A 17,014-nucleotide genomic window follows, 5' to 3' on the forward strand; every position below is an offset into this window, starting at 1 on the left:
GCCGATGCGGCGCGAACGCGCGGCGCGTCGGTAATCGGTATGCGGGTGATGTCAGCTTGAAGCGTGCCCGGTTCGCGCGGCGGACGGTTCGGGCGGTGGCCCCGCGCGAGCGCGCGTGCTGCTGCGCGGATTCGCGGGTGATGACGACGGGCGCCGCCGTGACTGCTATGACTGCGAGGACTGTGTGGGGCTGGTGTGACGTTTCAATTGTAGTCGCAGCGCGGCGGCTTCGCTTTGCAGCGCGCCGACGAACGCGTCCGCGAGCGGATGCGCGGGCCGGTGCTCGGGACGGATCACGCTGACGCGAAAAGGCAGCGATAACGCGAGCGGCCGGATATGCAGATTGCGGCCCGCGAAATCGAGCGCGGTCAGCGGATTGACGATCGCGATGCCGAGCCGTTGCCGCACGAAGCTGCACACCGACACCGCGGTCGGCGTTTCGATCAGCAGGCGGCGCGCGATGCCAGCCCGCGCGAACGCTTCGTCGATCTGCAGCCGGTACGGATCGTTGGCGGACAGGCTGATGAACGCCTGATCGGCGAAGTCTTTCAACGCGATCACGCGTTTCGCGAGCAGCGGGTGAGCGTCGGGCAGCACGCACACTTCATCGACGGCGATCAGCGGCGTGAGCCGCGTGCCGGGCGGCGGCGCGTCGTGCTCGGTGAGGCCGAGGTCGTAGCGCTGCGCGGTCAGCCATTCTTCGAGAAACGGCGACTCCTGCGTCGCGATCGATACGCTGACACCCGGCTGCGCATCGTGAAAGCGTTTGACGGCGCCCGGCAGGATCGAATGCGAAAACACCGGCAGCGCGATCACGGACAGCTGGCCGCCCTTGAATTCGCGCAGCACGGCCGCCGTCGACGCGACGCGCTCGAGCCCGACATACGCGCGCTGAATCTCGTCGAACAGCGTCAGCGCGGATTGCGTTGGACGCAGCCGGCCCTGCGCGCGCTCGAACAGTGCGAAGCCGATGCTCTGTTCCATGCGCGCCAGTTCGCGGCTCACAGTGGGCTGCGACGTGAACAGCATCTCGGCTGCCTTGGTGACGCTGCCGGCTGTCATCAGCGCGCGGAAGATTTCGATGTGCCGGTGCGTGAGCGCCATAGTGGTTCGGGGTATATCAGAAGTGAATAGGTGAGCGATGGATTGGTATTTTACTGAATGATCGCCGCGGCTCATCATGTCGGCTAACGCTTTCGCAAAGCTTCGACATGCAACCGACCATGACGCGATTCAACCCCCATCAACTCGCGGACCTCGCGCACCAGCACGGCACGCCGCTATGGGTGTACGACGCCGACGCGATCCGCCAGCGCATCGCGCAGTTGCGCAGCTTCGACACGATCCGCTACGCGCAGAAGGCCTGTTCGAACGTGCACATCCTGAAGCTGATGCGCGACGAAGGCGTGATGGTCGATGCAGTCTCTTTGGGCGAGCTAGCGCGCAGTTTTGCGGCGGGGTTTGCAGCTCAAACTGTGTCGCACGACGCACCCGAAGGCGTGGTATTTACCGCCGACGTGCTCGACCACGCGACGCTAGCCACCGTGCTCGACGAGCGGATCACGGTCAACGCCGGCTCGCTCGACATGCTCGAACGGTTCGGACGACATGCGAGCGAAGGCCATCGCGTGTGGCTGCGGATCAATCCCGGCTTCGGTCACGGCCACAGCAGCAAGACCAACACCGGCGGCGAGCACAGCAAGCACGGCATCTGGCGCGACGACCTGCCACGCGCGCTCGAATTGGTGCGGCGCTATCGGCTGAAGCTCGTCGGGCTGCACATGCATATCGGCTCCGGTGTCGACTACGCGCATCTCGCGAAAGTCTGCGACGCGATGGTCGATGCTGTGTCGCAGCTCGATCAGGATATCGAGGCGATTTCCGCGGGTGGTGGTTTGTCGGTTCCGTATCGCGATGGCGAGCCGAGCGTCGATACCGCGCATTATTTCCGGCTGTGGGACGACGCGCGGCGGCGCATCGAAGCGCGCGTCGGGCATCGTGTGCGGCTCGAAATCGAACCGGGGCGCTTTCTGGTCGCGCAGGCAGGTGTGCTCGTCGCCGAAGTGCATGCGCTGAACCGGAGGCCGTCGCGACAATTCGCGCTGCTCGACGCGGGCTTCAACGACCTCGTGCGGCCGTCGTTCTACGGCAGTCATCACGAGATCAGCGTGCTTCGACGCGACGGCACGCCGAGCGATGCACCGGTCGGCTGGTTCAGCGTAGCGGGGCCGTTGTGCGAGGCCGGCGACGTGTTTACGCAGGCGGAAGGCGGTGTCGTGACGAGCCGCTCGATGCCCGCGCCTCAAGTGGGCGACCTGCTCGTGTTTCATGATGCGGGCGCGTACGGCGCGTCGATGTCTTCGAACTACAACAGCCGGCCGCTTGCTCCCGAAGTGCTGATCGAGCGCGGCAATGCGCGGCTGATCCGGCGCAGGCAGCGTATCGAAGAATTGATCGCGCTCGAAGAAACGGCGGGTTGAAGTTCAAGGCTCAACGCGCCCGCACCGTGCGCATGTACGACGCGATCATCGTCGCGAACTCCTGCGCGGCTGGCGTCAGCGGAATCGCCGCGCGTTGCAGCAGACAGACGTTTTGCTGCAATGCGCGCTCGCGCACCGGGATCGTCGTCAGCATGTCCGCGAACGGTCCCCGCTTCGTGATGACCGACGATTCGAGCGACAGGCAATCCGTCGCGCCTACCAGATGCAACGTCTCGTATAAGCCCTCGACGGTCGCGACGATCTTCGGCGGCGGCAAACCGTGGCTGGCGAACAGATGGCTCAAGCGGTTGACGTGCGGCTCCTCGGTCAGATTCGGCGAGCGCGTCGTCACCCACGTGCAATCGACGAGCTCGGCGAGAGACTTCGCACCCGCCTTCGGATGACCGCGCCGGCACACGATCACCGGGTCGGACGGATAGAGTGGCGTGACCGACAGATCGGCGGTATCGGTCTGCTTCGAGACGAGCGCGACCGCGAAATCCAACGTGCCTTCGCGGATCCACGAAATCATCATGCGCGACGTGCCCGTGCGCAGATGCACGGCGACGCGCTCGAAGCGCGCACGAAACTCCATCAGCACCGGCGCGAACGCGTCGACGAGCGGCTCGGTCGTCATGCCGAACGTGACCTCGCCCACGTAGTCGCCGCGCAACTGACGCACGTCCTCCTCGGCCCGCTCGCATTCACCGAGGATCGCGCCGGCCCGCTGGAGCAGCCGCTGGCCCAGCGCGGTCAACGCAATGCCGCGATTGGTGCGCGTGAACAACGTCGCGCCGAGCATCGATTCCAGGTTCTGCAACTGCTGCGTGATGCCGCTTTGCGCAATGCCGAGCGCGCGCGACGCCGCGCGGATGCTGCCATGCTCGGCGACCGCCGTGAACGCGCGCAACTGCGAAATCGTCAATGCCATTGGCGTCAGGGACTGGTGATCAGTAAAAGTGATCATGATAGTCCGAACGGGACTTCTTTGAGGCACGGCGGCAGCTTACGATCGCGCTGTCCTGATCCGCTCCCGTCGCCGTCCATGAAAACTTCGCTGATGACTCTCTGCGCCGCGCTGGCTTTCAGCAGCGGCGCGTTCGCCGCCGACGCCAACACGTTGCGCCTCGGCATCGACCCGACCTATCCGCCGATGGACTCGAAGGCCCCCGACGGCAGTCTGAAGGGCTTCGACGTCGATCTCGGCAACGAGATTTGCCGGCGCATCCACGCGCATTGTCAGTGGGTCGAACTCGAGTTTTCGGGCATGATTCCGGCGCTGCAGGCACGCAAGATCGACGCGGTGCTGTCGTCGATGGCGATCACCGAAAAGCGCGAGCAGCAGATCCTGTTCTCGTCGAAGCTGTTCCAGTTCAAGTCGCGGCTGATCGCGCGGCAAGGCTCATCGCTCGCGCCTACGGCGAGCGGACTTGCCGGCAAGCAGATCGGCGTGCAGTCGGGCACGCAGTTCGAGGGCTACGCGCTGAAGAACTGGACGCCGCTCGGCGCGAGCGTGGTCGCCTACAAGAGCCAGGACGAGGTGTTCGCCGATCTGCGCAACGGGAGGCTCGACGGCGCGTTGCTCGGCACCGTCGAAGCCGATTACGGCTTCCTGCGTACGCCGGCGGGCAAGGGCTTCGCGTTTGTCGGCGAGCCGCTTTCAATGGGCGATCGCGGCGTCGGCATCGGCTTGCGCAAGGATGAAACCGAAGTGCAGGCATCGATCAACGCGGCGATCGCGTCGATGCGCCAGGACGGCACGTATGCGCAGATTGCGAAGAAGTACTTCGACTTCGATCCGTACGGCAATTGATCCAGGTTTCCAACTTTTCTTCACGGCTTTCCCTTCATGAACAGGCAATCGATTCCGCTTCTGTCGCCGGCTATCGGCACGCACCGCGAGCTGGTGTCGTTTCATTTCGGCCCGGCCAATAGCGGGCAGAAGATCTACATCCAGGCGTCGCTGCATGCCGACGAAACGCCGTCGATGCTGACCACGGTGCTGCTGAAGCGGAGATTGCTGGACCTCGAACAGGCCGGCGCGCTGAATGTGGAAATCGTGCTCGTGCCGGTGTCGAATCCGGTCGGGCTCAGTCAATACGTGCTCGGTCAGTTCGTCGGCCGCTTCGATCTCGGCAGCGGCAAGAACTTCAACCGGCATTTCGTGCAGTTCACGAAGCTCGTCGAGGATGCAAAGGAGGCGCTGGGAGCCGACGCGAACGCGAACCGCCGCATCGTGCGCGCACTGCTCACGGCCGAACTCGCGCGACAGAAGCCGCTGACCGAATTCGAGTCGCTGCAACTGGCGCTGCTGAAGCTGTCATGCGACGCGGACGTCGTGATCGATCTGCATTGCTCGCTCGAAGCGGCGATGCATGTGTACACGAGCGAGGCTGCGTGGGCCGAGTTCGAGCCGCTGTCGCGCTACCTCGGCGCCGAGGCCTCGTTGCTCGCGACGGATTCGGGCGGCGGCGCGTTCGACGAAACGCACAGCTTGCTGTGGTGGACGTTGCAGCAGCAGTTGCCGGCGAGCAAGCCGGTGCCGACTGGGTCGATCGCGGTGACGGTCGAATGCCGCGGCCAGCGCGACGTGTCGTACGAAATCGCGCAGCAGGATGCCGACGCGCTCGTCGACTATCTGGTGTGGCGCGGTGCGATTCGCGGTGAGGCCAAGCCGTTGCCGCCGCTTCTGTCGCCGGCGACGCCGCTCGCGGGCAGCGAGCAGTTCTATGCGCCGGTAAGCGGGATTCTCGTGCACCGCGCGAAGATCGGCGACACGATCCGAGTCGGCCAGCCGCTGTTCGATATCGTCGATCCGCTGACCGACGAGACGACCACCATCGCGAGCCAGACCGAAGGGGTGCTGTACATGCGACGCGCGATCCGTTTCGTGACGGCCGGTGCGCCGCTCGGTCGCGTGACCGGCACGCGGCCGATCAGAACGGGCGTATTGCTGGGCGCCTGATCGATTGACAGAGCGCCCGCGCTCCTCGTCGCACCGCCTACGCGCTGGCGGCACGAGTCACGACGCATCGCGTGCCGCTATGCCGGACTCGGCATCGAGGACCGCGTCGACGCCTTGCGCGACAGCGCTCACATGCGCCGCAGCCGCGTTGCCGTGAAGTTGGATTGCGCGACCCGACGCGGCCATTCCGCGTCTCGCCGACTGTGCGGATTTAATCTCTTTCAGCCGCGAAAAAGCCCAAGCCCGCTTCCGGACAAAGGCAGATACTCGTCGTCATACTCAACGTGTGTCGGCGCGGCCGGCTTTTTGAAGGAGACGGATAAAGTGAGCAAGGCTATCCAATGGAGCGGGGTGTTTCCCGCCGTCAGCACCCAGTTCAAGCCGGATTTCTCGCTCGACATCGACGCGACGCACCGCGTGGTCAGCAATCTCGTCAAGGACGGCGTGTCGGGTCTGGTGGTCTGCGGCACGGTCGGCGAAAACACTTCGCTGAGCACGTCGGAAAAGCTTCAGGTGATCGAGGCCGCGCGTGACGCGTCCGGCGGCAAGGTGCCGGTCGTCGCGGGCGTCGCCGAGTTCACGACCGAGTTCGCACGGCAGACGGTGCGTGAAGCCGCGCGTGTCGGCGTCGACGGCGTGATGGTGATGCCGGCGCTCGTCTATTCCGCGAAGCCGCACGAAACCGCCGCGCATTTCCGCTCGGTCGCGACCAGCACCGACCTGCCGGTGATGATCTACAACAACCCGCCGATCTACAAGAACGACGTGACGCCGGACGTCCTGATCGCGCTGCAGGACTGCGAGAACATCGTCTGCTTCAAGGATTCGTCGGGCGATACGCGGCGCTTCATCGATCTGCGCAACGCGGTGGGCGACCGCTTCGTACTGTTCGCCGGCCTCGACGACGTGGTGGTCGAAAGCATCGCGGTGGGTGCGGAAGGCTGGGTGTCGGGCATGTCGAACGCGTTCCCGAAGGAAGGCGAGACGCTGTTTCGCCTCGCCACCCAAAAGCGTTTCGATGAAGCGTTGGCGCTGTATAGCTGGTTCATGCCGCTGTTGCACCTCGACGCGCGCCCCGACCTCGTGCAATGCATCAAGCTATGCGAGGAACTGCTCGGGCGCGGCAGCGCCGTCACGCGTCCGCCGCGCCTCGCGCTGCAAGGCGATACGCTCGCCGAAGTCAAAGAAATCGTCGCAAAGGCGCTCGCTACGCGTCCGCCGCTGCCGGACGTTGGTCTTTAAGAACGCCTGAAAGACGCGGCATCCTGTCCGCCTGGTAGGGGGAACTGGATGCCGAACCCAACTGCGAGCGCTAGCCTGAGTTCGCCGTCAGCACCGGCGCAACCGCAGCCGGATCGCTGATACTCGGCCGGCCGTTCTCGACGTGACCGGCAAAGCGGCGCGAGAAGCGTGCGTCGTCGCTGCTCGTCACCGACAGGTCGTACCAGTGATGGCTCGACGCAAGCACCCAACCTTCTTCGATACGCGCATTGGCCGGCACGACCACGGTGCGCGGCCGCGCGCCGTATGCGTTGTCGATCACCGTCAGATGCGCGATGCCACCACTGCTGTTGGTGAACTTCAGGAACAAGTTGCCATTCGCGACGTCGTATCGCGCGGTCACTTCAGGCTGAGCCGGCTTGTCGTTGCCGTGTCCGTTCTGTGCACTCGCCCGCGTGTTGCCCGCGAACTTGCGCACGAAGCCGTTCGGGCCGAACACGTCGAACGCATATACGCCGTTCGTCGCGCTCAGGTCGAACGTATCGCTGAGCGACTTGCCCGCTTCGACCGTGTAGCGCCACGGACCGTCGGTGCGATTCGTCGCGTACACGTAGAAGTGAGCGCCCTGCTCGCCGGTATTGCCGATCGTGATTTCGAACGTGTTCTTGCCCACATTCGCCGCGCCGTTCGCATGCAGTTCGTACGGCAACGCGCGCGCGAAGCGGATGCCCGCTTCCTGCGCTTCGACCAGCGTTGGCGTCGTCGGCACGGTCGGCTTCGGTTGCGTCCTGCACTGGTTGTCGGCCTTGTCCAGGTAGTTTTTGGCATCCGGCAGCGTCGGCATCTTCGAATCCGGCGTGCGGAAGTCGAACGCGCTGCTCAGGTCGCCGCACACCGCGCGACGCCATGCCGTGATGTTCGGCTCATGCACGCCGAAGCGCGTTTCGATGAAGCGGATCACCGACGTGTGATCGAACACTTGCGAGCATACGAAGCCGCCCTTGGTCCACGGCGACACGATCGTCATCGGCACGCGTGGGCCGAGGCCGTACGGACAGCCGTCGGCGCTGTAGCTGCCGCCGCGCAGCGGATTGACGACGTCGTGGATCTCGCCGTCGGTCGTCACCGTCGATTTGCCCTGCGCGGACTTCGTCGGCGGTTGCGGCGGCACGAGGTGATCGAAGAAACCGTCGTTCTCGTCGTACATGATGAAGAGCACGGTCTTGCTCCACATCTCGGGGTTCGAGGTCAGCGCGTCGAGAATCTGCGACGTGTATTCGGCGCCGTACGCAGGCGTGTAGCGCGGATGCTCCGAATACGCGGCCGGCGGGCACAGCCACGAGACCTGCGGCAGCCGGTTCGCGAGCACGTCGGCCTTCAGGTCGTCGATCGTGCGCACGGTTTGCGCGCGCTCGTGGAGCGGCGAACCCGGCCGCGCGTTGATGAAGTTCGTGAAGTTTTGCAGGATGTTGGTGCCGTAGTTGCCGTACAGCGGATCGAAGCCCGTCGTGCCCTGTTGATAGATCTGCCATGAAATGCCCGCTGCCTGCAGACGCTCCGGATACGTGGTCCATGACAGCAACTGATAGTTCGGCGGACGATCGCCGTCCGCCCAATCGTTGTTGTCGAGCAGCGGGCCGCCCAGCGTGCCGCTCGGGTCGACCATGCCGGTCATCAGATACGCGCGGTTAGGGTGCGTCGGTCCCGGCAGCGAGCAGAAGTACGCATCGCAGATCGTGAACGCGTCGGCGAGCGCGTAGTGGAACGGGATGTCGCTACGCAGGTGGTAGCCCATCGTCATGTCGGTCTTGTTGGCGGGCCACTGGTCGTGGCGGCCGCCGTCGATCGCGGATTGGGTCTTGTACCACGTGTGATCGAGTTCGCCGACGCACTGCGCGCTCGTCGTCGCGGTGTTCAGATGGAACGGCAGCACCGACCTCGCCGGGTCTTCCTGCGACGGCTGATTCCACACCGGCAGACCGCTTGGCAGCGGAATCGGAAAGCGGTCGTTGTAGCCGCGCACGCCGCGCAAATGACCGAAGTAGTGGTCGAACGAGCGGTTCTCCTGCATGAACACGACGATGTGCTCGACATCGCGAATCGTGCCCGTGCGCGAAAAAGCGGGCACTGCCAGCGCGTTGCGGATCGACTCGGGCAATGCGGTCATCGCGGCGGCGGCGCCTGCGGATGAAGCCACGGTTTGCAGGAAACGGCGACGGCTAGTTGATGTCATCGAATATCACCTTCTGCGTAAAGGAAGAATAGCGGGTGAACGCGCCATTGGGGTGTTTCGCCGTCGGTGACGCCTTGCTCTTGCCGATCGGTTGCGGGCCAGTCGTCGGCTGATCGAAAGAAAATGGAAAGTATTGGGAAGATCAATGTTCATGGCGCTGCCATCTGCGCTATGTTTGCTGCATTACGATTCGCGTATGAGCACGATTCAATGACTCGCATCGATCCACCCATCGACATCTCTCGACTCGAAGACGAATGGCTCGAAGCCGACGGCTTCGGCGGCTTTGCGTCGGGCACGGTCGGTATGTTGCGCACGCGCCGCTACCATGCGCTGCTGCTAGCCGCGACGCGCGCGCCGGGCGGCCGCATGGTGCTCGTCAACGGCATCGAGGCGTGGGTCGAGGCGGGCGGCGAGCGCTTCCCGTTGACCATGCAACGCTATGGGCCTGACCTGATCTATCCGGATCTGCGCGGCAACCTGCTCGGTTTCGATACCGCGCCGTGGCCGACTTGGCGCGTTCAACTCGATACGCATACTGCGATGATCGCCGACGTGTTCGTCAGCAAAGCGACGTGCGAAACGGTATTGCGCTGGCGGCTCGAAGGCGGCGAACGCGATGCGCCCGTGCTGAAGGTCAGACCGCTGTTGTCAGGCCGCGATTATCACGCGCTGCATCACGAGAATCCGGCCTTCGACTTCGGCGCGCAGGTCAGCGCCGATCAATCGTGCGCGAGCTGGCAGCCTTATGGCGGACTGCCGGTCGTGCGGACGGCGACGAACGGCACCTATACGCATGCGCCCGATTGGTATCGCAACTTCTGCTACGTGCGCGAGCAGGAGCGCGGTCTCGATTGCAGCGAAGACCTCGCGGCGCCCGGCGTGTTCAGCTTCGATCTCGCCGAGGGCGAAGCGGTGATGATTCTGAGTGCCGCGAGCACGGCCGCCACCCAGAGCACCAACGACAATCCCCGGACCACCGCCCGCGCCTCCCAACTCGCCGACACCGAACAACGACGCCGGGCCGCACTCGGCTCGCGCCTGCAACGCTCGGCCGACGCCTATGTCGTCACGCGCAACGAAGGCCGCACGATCCTCGCAGGCTTTCCGTGGTTCACCGACTGGGGCCGCGACACCTTCATCGCGATGCGCGGCCTGCTGATCGCATCGAACCGTCTCGACGACGCCGAAGCGATCCTGCTCGAATGGTCGGGCACGTTGTCCGACGGCATGCTGCCGAACCGCTTTCCCGACTACGGCGACGCGCCCGAATACAACTCGGTCGATGCGTCGCTATGGTTCATCGTCGCCGCTCACGACTATCTGGCTACGCCCCATGCAAGCGCGCGGACGCGCGCGCATCTGCAGCAAGCCGCCGAAACGATCCTGACCGGCTACACGAACGGCACGCGCTTTAACATCGGCTGCTGTCCCGACGACGGTCTGCTGCGCGCCGGCATCCCCGGCGTGCAACTGACGTGGATGGACGCGAAAGTCGGCGACTGGATCGTCACGCCGCGCATCGGCAAGCCGGTCGAAGTGCAGGCGCTATGGATCAACGCACTGCGAATCGCGTCGGCATGGAACCCGCAGTGGCGTCAGGCTGCCGAGCGCGCGGCGCTCGCATTTCACCGGCGCTTCGTCGATCCGGCCACGCGGACGCTGTTCGATAACGTCGACGTCGATCATGTGCCGGGCACGGTCGACCGCTCGATCCGGCCGAACCAGATCTTCGCGATCGGTGGCCTGCCGTTTCCGCTGCTCGAAGGCGCGGCGGCGCGCGCGGTGGTGGCGCAGGTCGAAGCGCAATTGCTGACGCCGCTCGGCCTGCGCTCGCTCGCGCCTTCCGATCCGGCCTATCGTGGCCACTACGGCGGCGCGCCGCTCGAACGCGACGGCGCCTATCATCAGGGCACCGTGTGGGTGTGGCTGATCGGCCCGTTCGTCGAAGCGTGGCTGCGAGTGAATGGCGCAAGCGCCACGAATCTCACACAGGCGAGGAGGCGTTTTCTCGCCCCGCTGTACGCGCATCTCGATCACGCGGGCCTCGACCACCTGTCCGAGATCGCCGACGGCGACGCGCCGTACGCGCCCGCCGGCACGCCGTTCCAGGCCTGGTCGCTCGGTGAAATGCTGCGCGTCGAAAGTCTGCTTGCCCGATTCGAGCGCGACGGGGCGTAAACCGCGCTACGATGTTGGGTCCTACCGCCAGGCTTGTTGCAAGGACGTTCTCATGCCACCGCTGCGCGCTGCCAATCTGCTTGCCACGATCGAAGGTTCCCGGCTGCATTCGCCCGAATGCGGCCACTGGCAGCGCTGGGGGCCGTATCTGAGCGAGCGCCAGTGGGGCACGGTGCGCGAGGATTACAGCGCGAACGGCACCGCCTGGGACTCGTTTCCGCACGACCATGCGCGCAGCCGCGCCTACCGTTGGGGCGAAGACGGCATCGCCGGGTTCGGCGACGACCGGCTCAGCTGGTGCGTATCGCTCGCGCTGTGGAACCGCAAGGACCCGATCATCAAGGAGCGCCTGTTCGGCCTGACCAACGCGCAGGGCAATCACGGCGAGGACGTGAAGGAACTGTACTTCTATCTGGACGGCACGCCCACACACTCCTACATGCGCATGCTGTACAAGTACCCGCATGCGGCTTATCCGTACCAGAACCTGATCGACGAAAACGCGCGCCGCGGCGGCGACATGCCGGAGTACGAAGTACTCGATACCGGCGTGTTCGACGATCTGTGCTATTTCGACGTGCAGGTCGAATACGCGAAGCACACGCCCGACGACATCGTGATGCGCGTGACGATCGAAAATCGCGCGGACGAGGCGGCGTCGCTCGATGTGCTGCCGCAGATCTGGGCGCGCAACTCGTGGTCGTGGAAGGAGAACAAGGACAAGCCGAAGCTCGTCGCCGGCACCGACCACGACGGCGCGGTGCGTCTGCTCGGGCATCATCATGTGCATGAGCCGATCGTCGTGACCGCGTGGTCGAAGGACGCACCGCAACTCGGGTGGCTGTTCTGCGAGAACGACACCAACGTGAAGCGGCTGTTCGGCATGGACGGCGCGGGCCCGTTCAAGGACGGCTTCAACGATTACCTCGTGCACGGCGACGCGAACGCGATCCGTCGAGACGCGGGTACCAAGGCCGCCGCACATGCACCGCTGGAACTCGGGCCGCATGGACGCGCGGTCGTGTATCTGCGCTGGCACCCGCAAGCGGCGAGCGATGAAGCGCCATTCGATGCCGACGCGTTGATCGCCCGCCGCCTCGCCGAGGCCGACGAATTCTATGGCGCATTGCAGCACGAGATCACCGACCCCGATGCGCGCCTCGTGCAACGTCAGGCGCTCGCCGGCATGCTGTGGTCGAAGCAGTACTACCAGTACGACGTGCAACGCTGGCTCGACGGCGACCCGCTGCAGCCGAGCCCGCCCGCCGCGCGCAAGCAGGGCCGCAACAGGGACTGGCGACATCTGTGCAATGCGGACATCGTGTCGATGCCGGACAAGTGGGAGTACCCGTGGTACGCGTCGTGGGACCTCGCGTTTCATGCGGCCGCGTTCGCACTGATCGATCCGGCGTTCGCGAAGAAGCAGTTGCTGCTGCTCGTGAAGGACCGCTATCAGCACCCTAACGGTCAGTTGCCGGCTTACGAATGGGCGCTCAGCGATGCAAACCCGCCTGTCCATGCGTGGGCCGCATGGCGCGTGTACGAGATCGATCGCGCGCTGACCGGCAAGGCGGACCGTGATTTTCTGGAACTCGTGTTTCACAAGCTGCTGCTGAATTTCTCGTGGTGGGTGAACCGCAAGGACGCCGACGGCCACAATATTTTTCAGGGCGGTTTTCTCGGTCTCGACAACGTCGGCATCTTCGACCGCTCATCGCCGCTGCCGACCGGCGGCCACATCGACCAGGCCGACGGCACCGCGTGGATGGCCGCGTATGCGCTCGACCTGATGCGTATCGCGCTCGAACTCGCCTACGCGAATCACGTGTTCGTCGATATCGGCGTGAAGTTCTTCGAGCACTTCCTGTACATCGCGGAAGCGGTCAGTTGCGACGACGGCTGCGACACGGGCCTGTGGGACAGCGCGGACGAATTCTTCTACGACAAGCTGCGCTTGCCCGACGGCAGCAACATGCCGATGCGCGTTCGCTCGATCGTCGGATTGATACCGCTGTTCGCCGTGCACGTGCTCGAAGAGCGTTTGCATGGCGGCTTGCCGGGCTTGCGCGAGCGCCTCGTATGGTTTCTCGAGCATCGGCCCGATCTCGCGAAGCTGGTGTCGCGCTGGAACGAGCCCGGCAAGGGCAACGCGCTGCTGCTGTCGCTGCTGCGCGGACATCGGATGAAGGCGCTGCTGCGGCGCGCGCTCGACGAAAGCGAATTTCTTTCCGATCACGGCGTGCGCGCGTTGTCGCGTTGCCATCGCGACCATCCGTTCGTGTTCGAGCACAACGGCACCAGCTTCTGTGTGAAGTATCTGCCGGCCGAATCCGATACCCGTGTGTTCGGCGGCAATTCGAACTGGCGCGGGCCGGTGTGGATGCCGGTCAACTATCTGTTGATCGAATCGCTGTACGAGTTTCATCGTTACTACGGCGATGATTTCCGCGTCGAGTATCCGACTGGGTCGGGCCAAAAGTTCTCGTTGAGCGAAATCGGCGACGAACTCGCGCGCCGCGCGACCACGCTGTTCCTGAAGGACAAGAATGGCGAGCGGCCGGTGATGGGTGCGTATCCGCTGTTGCAGGCGGACCCGCGTTCGCAGGATCTGATCCTGTTCCACGAGTATTTTCATGGCGACAACGGTCGTGGCGTCGGGGCTTCGCATCAGACCGGCTGGACCGGGCTCGTCGCGTTGCTGTTGCAGCCGCGCGCGATGGCGGCATCGGGCAACGTGCCGCTGGCGGGGGAGCCGGCGCCGGCGCCCGCGCCGATTCCGGTGAAAGAACCGGTATCGTCGCTCGCGGCCGCGACGACGAAGTAAGCACGCCGCGCGCTCGCGCGCGAAGGCGATTGAACTGTGCGGCAGCGCGCGTGGTCTTTCATGTATCGCCACGTTCGTTCTCTCGGCTTTCCAAGTTCCAGGTGAATCTCATGTCGACTACACCGAACTCTTCCGCCTCTTCCGATCAACCCAACGCAACGCCCGCCTCGAGCTGCAAGCTCATTTCGAACCGATACGACACGCTGTCGTCGCCGGCCGGCAAGAAGCCCGCGCCCCCGTGCACGCTCGTGATCTTCGGCGCGGGGGGCGATCTGACCAAACGTCTGTTGATGCCGGCGCTGTACAACCTCTCGCTCGATGGCCTGCTCGATGACAGCATGAAGATCATCGGCGTCAATCACGGTGAGCGCGAAACGCGCGAATGGTGCGACGAACTGCATACGTCGCTGCAGAAATTCGCCGCCGACAAAGCCAGCACCTTCCACGCCGGCAAGCTCGACGACAACGCGTGGAGCTGGGTCGCGCAGCGCCTCGAATACATGGCGGGCGAGTTCGAATCCGACGACACGTTCGCGAAGCTGAAACAGAAGCTCGATCAGTCGGAAGTCGGCAACGTGATTTTTTACCTCGCGGTCGGCGCGCGTTTTTTCAAACCGATCGCCGAGCGGCTCGGCAAAGCCGGCCTGCTGAAGGAAGGCGACGGCGCGAACGGCGGCTTTCGGCGTCTCGTGATCGAGAAGCCGTTCGGCACCGATCTCGCATCGGCGCGCGATCTGAACGCGCACATCCTGTCGTATGCGCGGGAGTCGCAGGTGTACCGCATCGATCATTTTCTCGGCAAGGACACCGTGCAGAGCATTCTCGCGGTGCGCTTCGCGAATGCGATGTTCGAGCCGGTCTGGCGGCGCGAGTACATCGACTGCGTGCAGATCACGGCGGCGGAAACGATCGGCGTCGAAGGGCGCGGCAGATTCTACGAGCAGACCGGCGCGTTTCGCGACATGGTGCCGAACCATCTGTTCCAGCTGCTCGGCATCGTGGCTATGGAGCCGCCGAATTCGTTCGACGCCGAAGCCGTCCGCGACAAGAAGGTCGAGCTGTTCGACGCGATCCAGCCGCTCAAGCCCGACGACGTCGTATTCGGCCAGTACGAAAAAGGGTCCACCGGTGTGGGCTATCGCGAGGAGCCCGACGTCGCGCCCGGCAGCACGACCGAAACCTACGCGGCGGCGCGCGTGTTCGTCGAGAACTGGCGCTGGGCCGGAGTGCCATTCTATCTGCGTACCGGCAAGCGGCTCTCGGTGCGCCGCACCGAAATTTCGGTGCAGTTGAAGCCGGTGCCGTTCCGCCTGTTCCGCGACACGCCGGTCAACGCATTGACGCCGAACGTGCTGACGTTGCGCATCGATCCCGAGCACGGCTCGAGTTTCGATTTCAACGTGAAGGCGCCGGGACCGGTGATGCAGGTCGGTGCGGTGCAGTCGTCATTCAACTATGGCGACTTCTTCGACGAGCGCGCGAACGTCGGATACGAGACGCTGCTATACGACTGCATGCTAGGCGACGCGACGTTGTTCCAGCGCGCCGATGGCATCGAGACGGCCTGGTGTGCGGTCGACGACGTGCTGCATCCGAAGAGCGGCGGCGCTCTGCCCGTGCACGGTTATGCGGCAGGCAGCGACGGGCCGGCCGAAGCCGACGCGCTGCTCGCGCGCGATGGCCACGCGTGGCGGCCGTTGCAGCAGAAAGCGCCCGGTGGCAAGTCGTAGCGGCACCTTTGAACCAACCCGCAGATACGCATCACAACCGCTTCACCACAACCGGGAGACATCGTGGCGACACGCAACAAGAACGCAGTGAAACGGAATGCGCCGAAAAGCGACAGCGAGCACATCCTCGCGATCGACGTCGGCGGCACCGGCCTGAAGGCCGCGATCATCGACGCCAACGGGCAGATGAAAACCGAGCGCGTGCGCGTTGCGACGCCGCATCCGTGCACGCCGGATCAACTGATTGACGCGCTCGCGCAACTCGTCGCTCCGCTCATCGAGCAGGTGCAGCCCGCTTGTATCTCGATCGGCTTTCCGGGTGTCGTGCGTAATAACCGCATTCTGACCGCGCCGCATTTCGGCATCGAAGGATGGCACGACATCGCGCTCGCGGATTCGCTCGCGCGGCGCCTGGGCGATCTGCCGGTGCGGATGATCAACGACGCAGAGATGCAGGGCTTCGCGGCAATCGAAGGCCGCGGCCTCGAATTCGTGCTGACGCTCGGCACCGGCGCCGGCACCGCGATGTTTCGCGATGGCGAGCTGATGCCGCATCTGGAGCTCGCGCATCATCCGGTCAGCAAGAAGGGTGTCGCGTACGACGAATACATCGGCGAGGGCGCGCGCGAGCAGGTCGGCAACAAGCGTTGGAGCCGGCGTGTCGAGAAGGTGATCGGCATTCTCGAGTCACTGGTCAATTACGACAAGCTGTGGATCGGCGGCGGCAACGCGGCGCGCATCAAATTCAAGCTGCCGGCGAACGTGGCGACCGTTTCGAACGACGCGGGGATAGAGGGCGGTGCGAAATTGTGGCATCCGCTGTCGGTGCGCGAGACGCGGCAGTTTCCGGAGGCCACGGAGAAGACGGGGCGGTTTAAGCCGAAGTGATGGGGTGGGCGGTTGCTGCCTTGCGTGTCCAGCGTTTAGACGCTGGACAGGGCTCATAGTTACTTCGGCTTTGCTGGCGGCGGATTGTCTTGCCTGTAAGTGCGCTCCGGGTTAATGACCCAACGCTTTACCTGTGCGTCCAATTCCTTACTGTGATACAGGTCCAGGCACTTCAGGAAGTCGAAGCGGACACCTTCAGTTTCCGATTCGACCAGCGGGTTTTGATAATCTCGCGCCAAATAATTGTCCACCAAGTTTTTGATCGCGTCTGGAGCCTTCTCCAAGTCATAGTAAGTCCAGTCTCGCAATGCACTGACGCTGCTTCCGGCATCTATAGCGGCATCTTTGTCGTTTTTGTAGGCGTTCGCGATACAAGTAGCTAGAACCATGTCTTTGTAATTCTGTGCATGAGTGCGTGCTCCAGCTTGTGGAGTCGAGACTTGATCGGCTTTCGCATAGCAAGCAGACACACCGAAGATGATGGCAGAAGCA

At 64.2% G+C, this 17,014-nt stretch carries 12 protein-coding genes; 8 read left to right on the forward strand and 4 right to left on the reverse strand.

All coding sequences use genetic code 11. From position 1 onward, the window contains the following. Positions 1 to 165: 165 nt before the first annotated feature. Positions 166 to 1,104, reverse strand: coding sequence for a LysR family transcriptional regulator (locus tag AB4Y34_RS06445; RefSeq protein WP_368715559.1), 939 nt, complete (start codon positions 1,102 to 1,104; stop codon positions 166 to 168). A gap of 119 nt (positions 1,105 to 1,223) precedes the next feature. Between AB4Y34_RS06445 and lysA the strand changes: the two genes are divergently transcribed. Then, positions 1,224 to 2,480, forward strand: a complete 1,257-nt coding sequence (lysA, locus tag AB4Y34_RS06450; RefSeq protein ID WP_368715560.1) for a diaminopimelate decarboxylase — start codon at positions 1,224 to 1,226, stop codon at positions 2,478 to 2,480. 10 nt (positions 2,481 to 2,490) lie between these two features. On the opposite strand, the gene AB4Y34_RS06455 is transcribed toward lysA, so the two are convergent. Further along, on the reverse strand, positions 2,491 to 3,411 hold the full coding sequence (locus tag AB4Y34_RS06455) for a LysR substrate-binding domain-containing protein (RefSeq protein ID WP_368715656.1): 921 nt from the start codon (positions 3,409 to 3,411) through the stop codon (positions 2,491 to 2,493). Positions 3,412 to 3,525: 114 nt separating this feature from the next. Between AB4Y34_RS06455 and AB4Y34_RS06460 the strand changes: the two genes are divergently transcribed. The 3 genes from AB4Y34_RS06460 (at position 3,526) to AB4Y34_RS06470 (ending at position 6,687) form a co-directional block, all read left to right on the forward strand. Further along, on the forward strand, positions 3,526 to 4,293 hold the full coding sequence (locus AB4Y34_RS06460; RefSeq protein WP_368715561.1) for a transporter substrate-binding domain-containing protein: 768 nt from the start codon (positions 3,526 to 3,528) through the stop codon (positions 4,291 to 4,293). Between the two features lie 36 nt (positions 4,294 to 4,329). Continuing rightward, positions 4,330 to 5,445 (forward strand): succinylglutamate desuccinylase/aspartoacylase family protein, encoded by a 1,116-nt coding sequence (locus AB4Y34_RS06465; RefSeq protein WP_368715562.1) that lies wholly within the window; start codon positions 4,330 to 4,332, stop codon positions 5,443 to 5,445. Between the two features lie 324 nt (positions 5,446 to 5,769). Continuing rightward, positions 5,770 to 6,687 carry a dihydrodipicolinate synthase family protein gene (locus AB4Y34_RS06470; RefSeq protein ID WP_368715563.1) on the forward strand — a complete coding sequence of 306 codons (918 nt, stop codon included), beginning with the start codon at positions 5,770 to 5,772 and terminating at the stop codon, positions 6,685 to 6,687. A gap of 70 nt (positions 6,688 to 6,757) precedes the next feature. On the opposite strand, the gene AB4Y34_RS06475 is transcribed toward AB4Y34_RS06470, so the two are convergent. Continuing rightward, on the reverse strand, positions 6,758 to 8,899 hold the full coding sequence (locus AB4Y34_RS06475) for a phosphocholine-specific phospholipase C (RefSeq protein WP_368715564.1): 2,142 nt from the start codon (positions 8,897 to 8,899) through the stop codon (positions 6,758 to 6,760). A gap of 210 nt (positions 8,900 to 9,109) precedes the next feature. Here AB4Y34_RS06475 and AB4Y34_RS06480 point away from each other — a divergent pair, with 210 nt between their 5' ends. The 4 genes from AB4Y34_RS06480 to AB4Y34_RS06495 all read left to right on the forward strand — a co-directional run bounded on the left by AB4Y34_RS06480 (position 9,110) and on the right by AB4Y34_RS06495 (position 16,522). After that, on the forward strand, positions 9,110 to 11,080 hold the full coding sequence (locus tag AB4Y34_RS06480; protein WP_368715565.1) for an amylo-alpha-1,6-glucosidase: 1,971 nt from the start codon (positions 9,110 to 9,112) through the stop codon (positions 11,078 to 11,080). Between the two features lie 52 nt (positions 11,081 to 11,132). After that, positions 11,133 to 13,904 carry a glucosidase gene (locus AB4Y34_RS06485; protein WP_368715566.1) on the forward strand — a complete coding sequence of 924 codons (2,772 nt, stop codon included), beginning with the start codon at positions 11,133 to 11,135 and terminating at the stop codon, positions 13,902 to 13,904. A gap of 110 nt (positions 13,905 to 14,014) precedes the next feature. Next, positions 14,015 to 15,634 (forward strand): glucose-6-phosphate dehydrogenase, encoded by a 1,620-nt coding sequence (zwf, locus tag AB4Y34_RS06490; RefSeq protein ID WP_368715567.1) that lies wholly within the window; start codon positions 14,015 to 14,017, stop codon positions 15,632 to 15,634. A gap of 63 nt (positions 15,635 to 15,697) precedes the next feature. Next, positions 15,698 to 16,522, forward strand: coding sequence for an ROK family protein (locus AB4Y34_RS06495; protein ID WP_176378744.1), 825 nt, complete (start codon positions 15,698 to 15,700; stop codon positions 16,520 to 16,522). A 59-nt stretch (positions 16,523 to 16,581) separates the two neighbouring features. On the opposite strand, the gene AB4Y34_RS06500 is transcribed toward AB4Y34_RS06495, so the two are convergent. Then, positions 16,582 to 17,004: a type VI secretion system amidase immunity protein Tai4 gene (locus tag AB4Y34_RS06500; RefSeq protein WP_368715657.1), complete on the reverse strand. Its 423-nt coding sequence runs from the start codon at positions 17,002 to 17,004 to the stop codon at positions 16,582 to 16,584. Positions 17,005 to 17,014 lie beyond the last annotated feature (10 nt).

The sequence above is a fragment of the Paraburkholderia sp. BR10954 genome (assembly GCF_040965775.1).
Lineage (GTDB): Bacteria > Pseudomonadota > Gammaproteobacteria > Burkholderiales > Burkholderiaceae > Paraburkholderia > Paraburkholderia youngii.

Bases quoted from the DNA above. Each gene is read 5' to 3' on its own strand.
- lysA (WP_368715560.1), top strand. From the start codon at position 1,224: ATGACGCGATTCAACCCCCATCAACTCGCGGACCTCGCGCACCAGCAC.
- AB4Y34_RS06460 (WP_368715561.1), top strand. From the start codon at position 3,526: ATGAAAACTTCGCTGATGACTCTCTGCGCCGCGCTGGCTTTCAGCAGC.
- AB4Y34_RS06445 (WP_368715559.1), bottom strand. From the start codon at position 1,104: ATGGCGCTCACGCACCGGCACATCGAAATCTTCCGCGCGCTGATGACA.
- AB4Y34_RS06480 (WP_368715565.1), top strand. From the start codon at position 9,110: ATGACTCGCATCGATCCACCCATCGACATCTCTCGACTCGAAGACGAA.
- AB4Y34_RS06465 (WP_368715562.1), top strand. From the start codon at position 4,330: ATGAACAGGCAATCGATTCCGCTTCTGTCGCCGGCTATCGGCACGCAC.
- AB4Y34_RS06455 (WP_368715656.1), bottom strand. From the start codon at position 3,411: ATGGCATTGACGATTTCGCAGTTGCGCGCGTTCACGGCGGTCGCCGAG.
- AB4Y34_RS06485 (WP_368715566.1), top strand. From the start codon at position 11,133: ATGCCACCGCTGCGCGCTGCCAATCTGCTTGCCACGATCGAAGGTTCC.
- AB4Y34_RS06475 (WP_368715564.1), bottom strand. From the start codon at position 8,899: ATGACATCAACTAGCCGTCGCCGTTTCCTGCAAACCGTGGCTTCATCC.
- zwf (WP_368715567.1), top strand. From the start codon at position 14,015: ATGTCGACTACACCGAACTCTTCCGCCTCTTCCGATCAACCCAACGCA.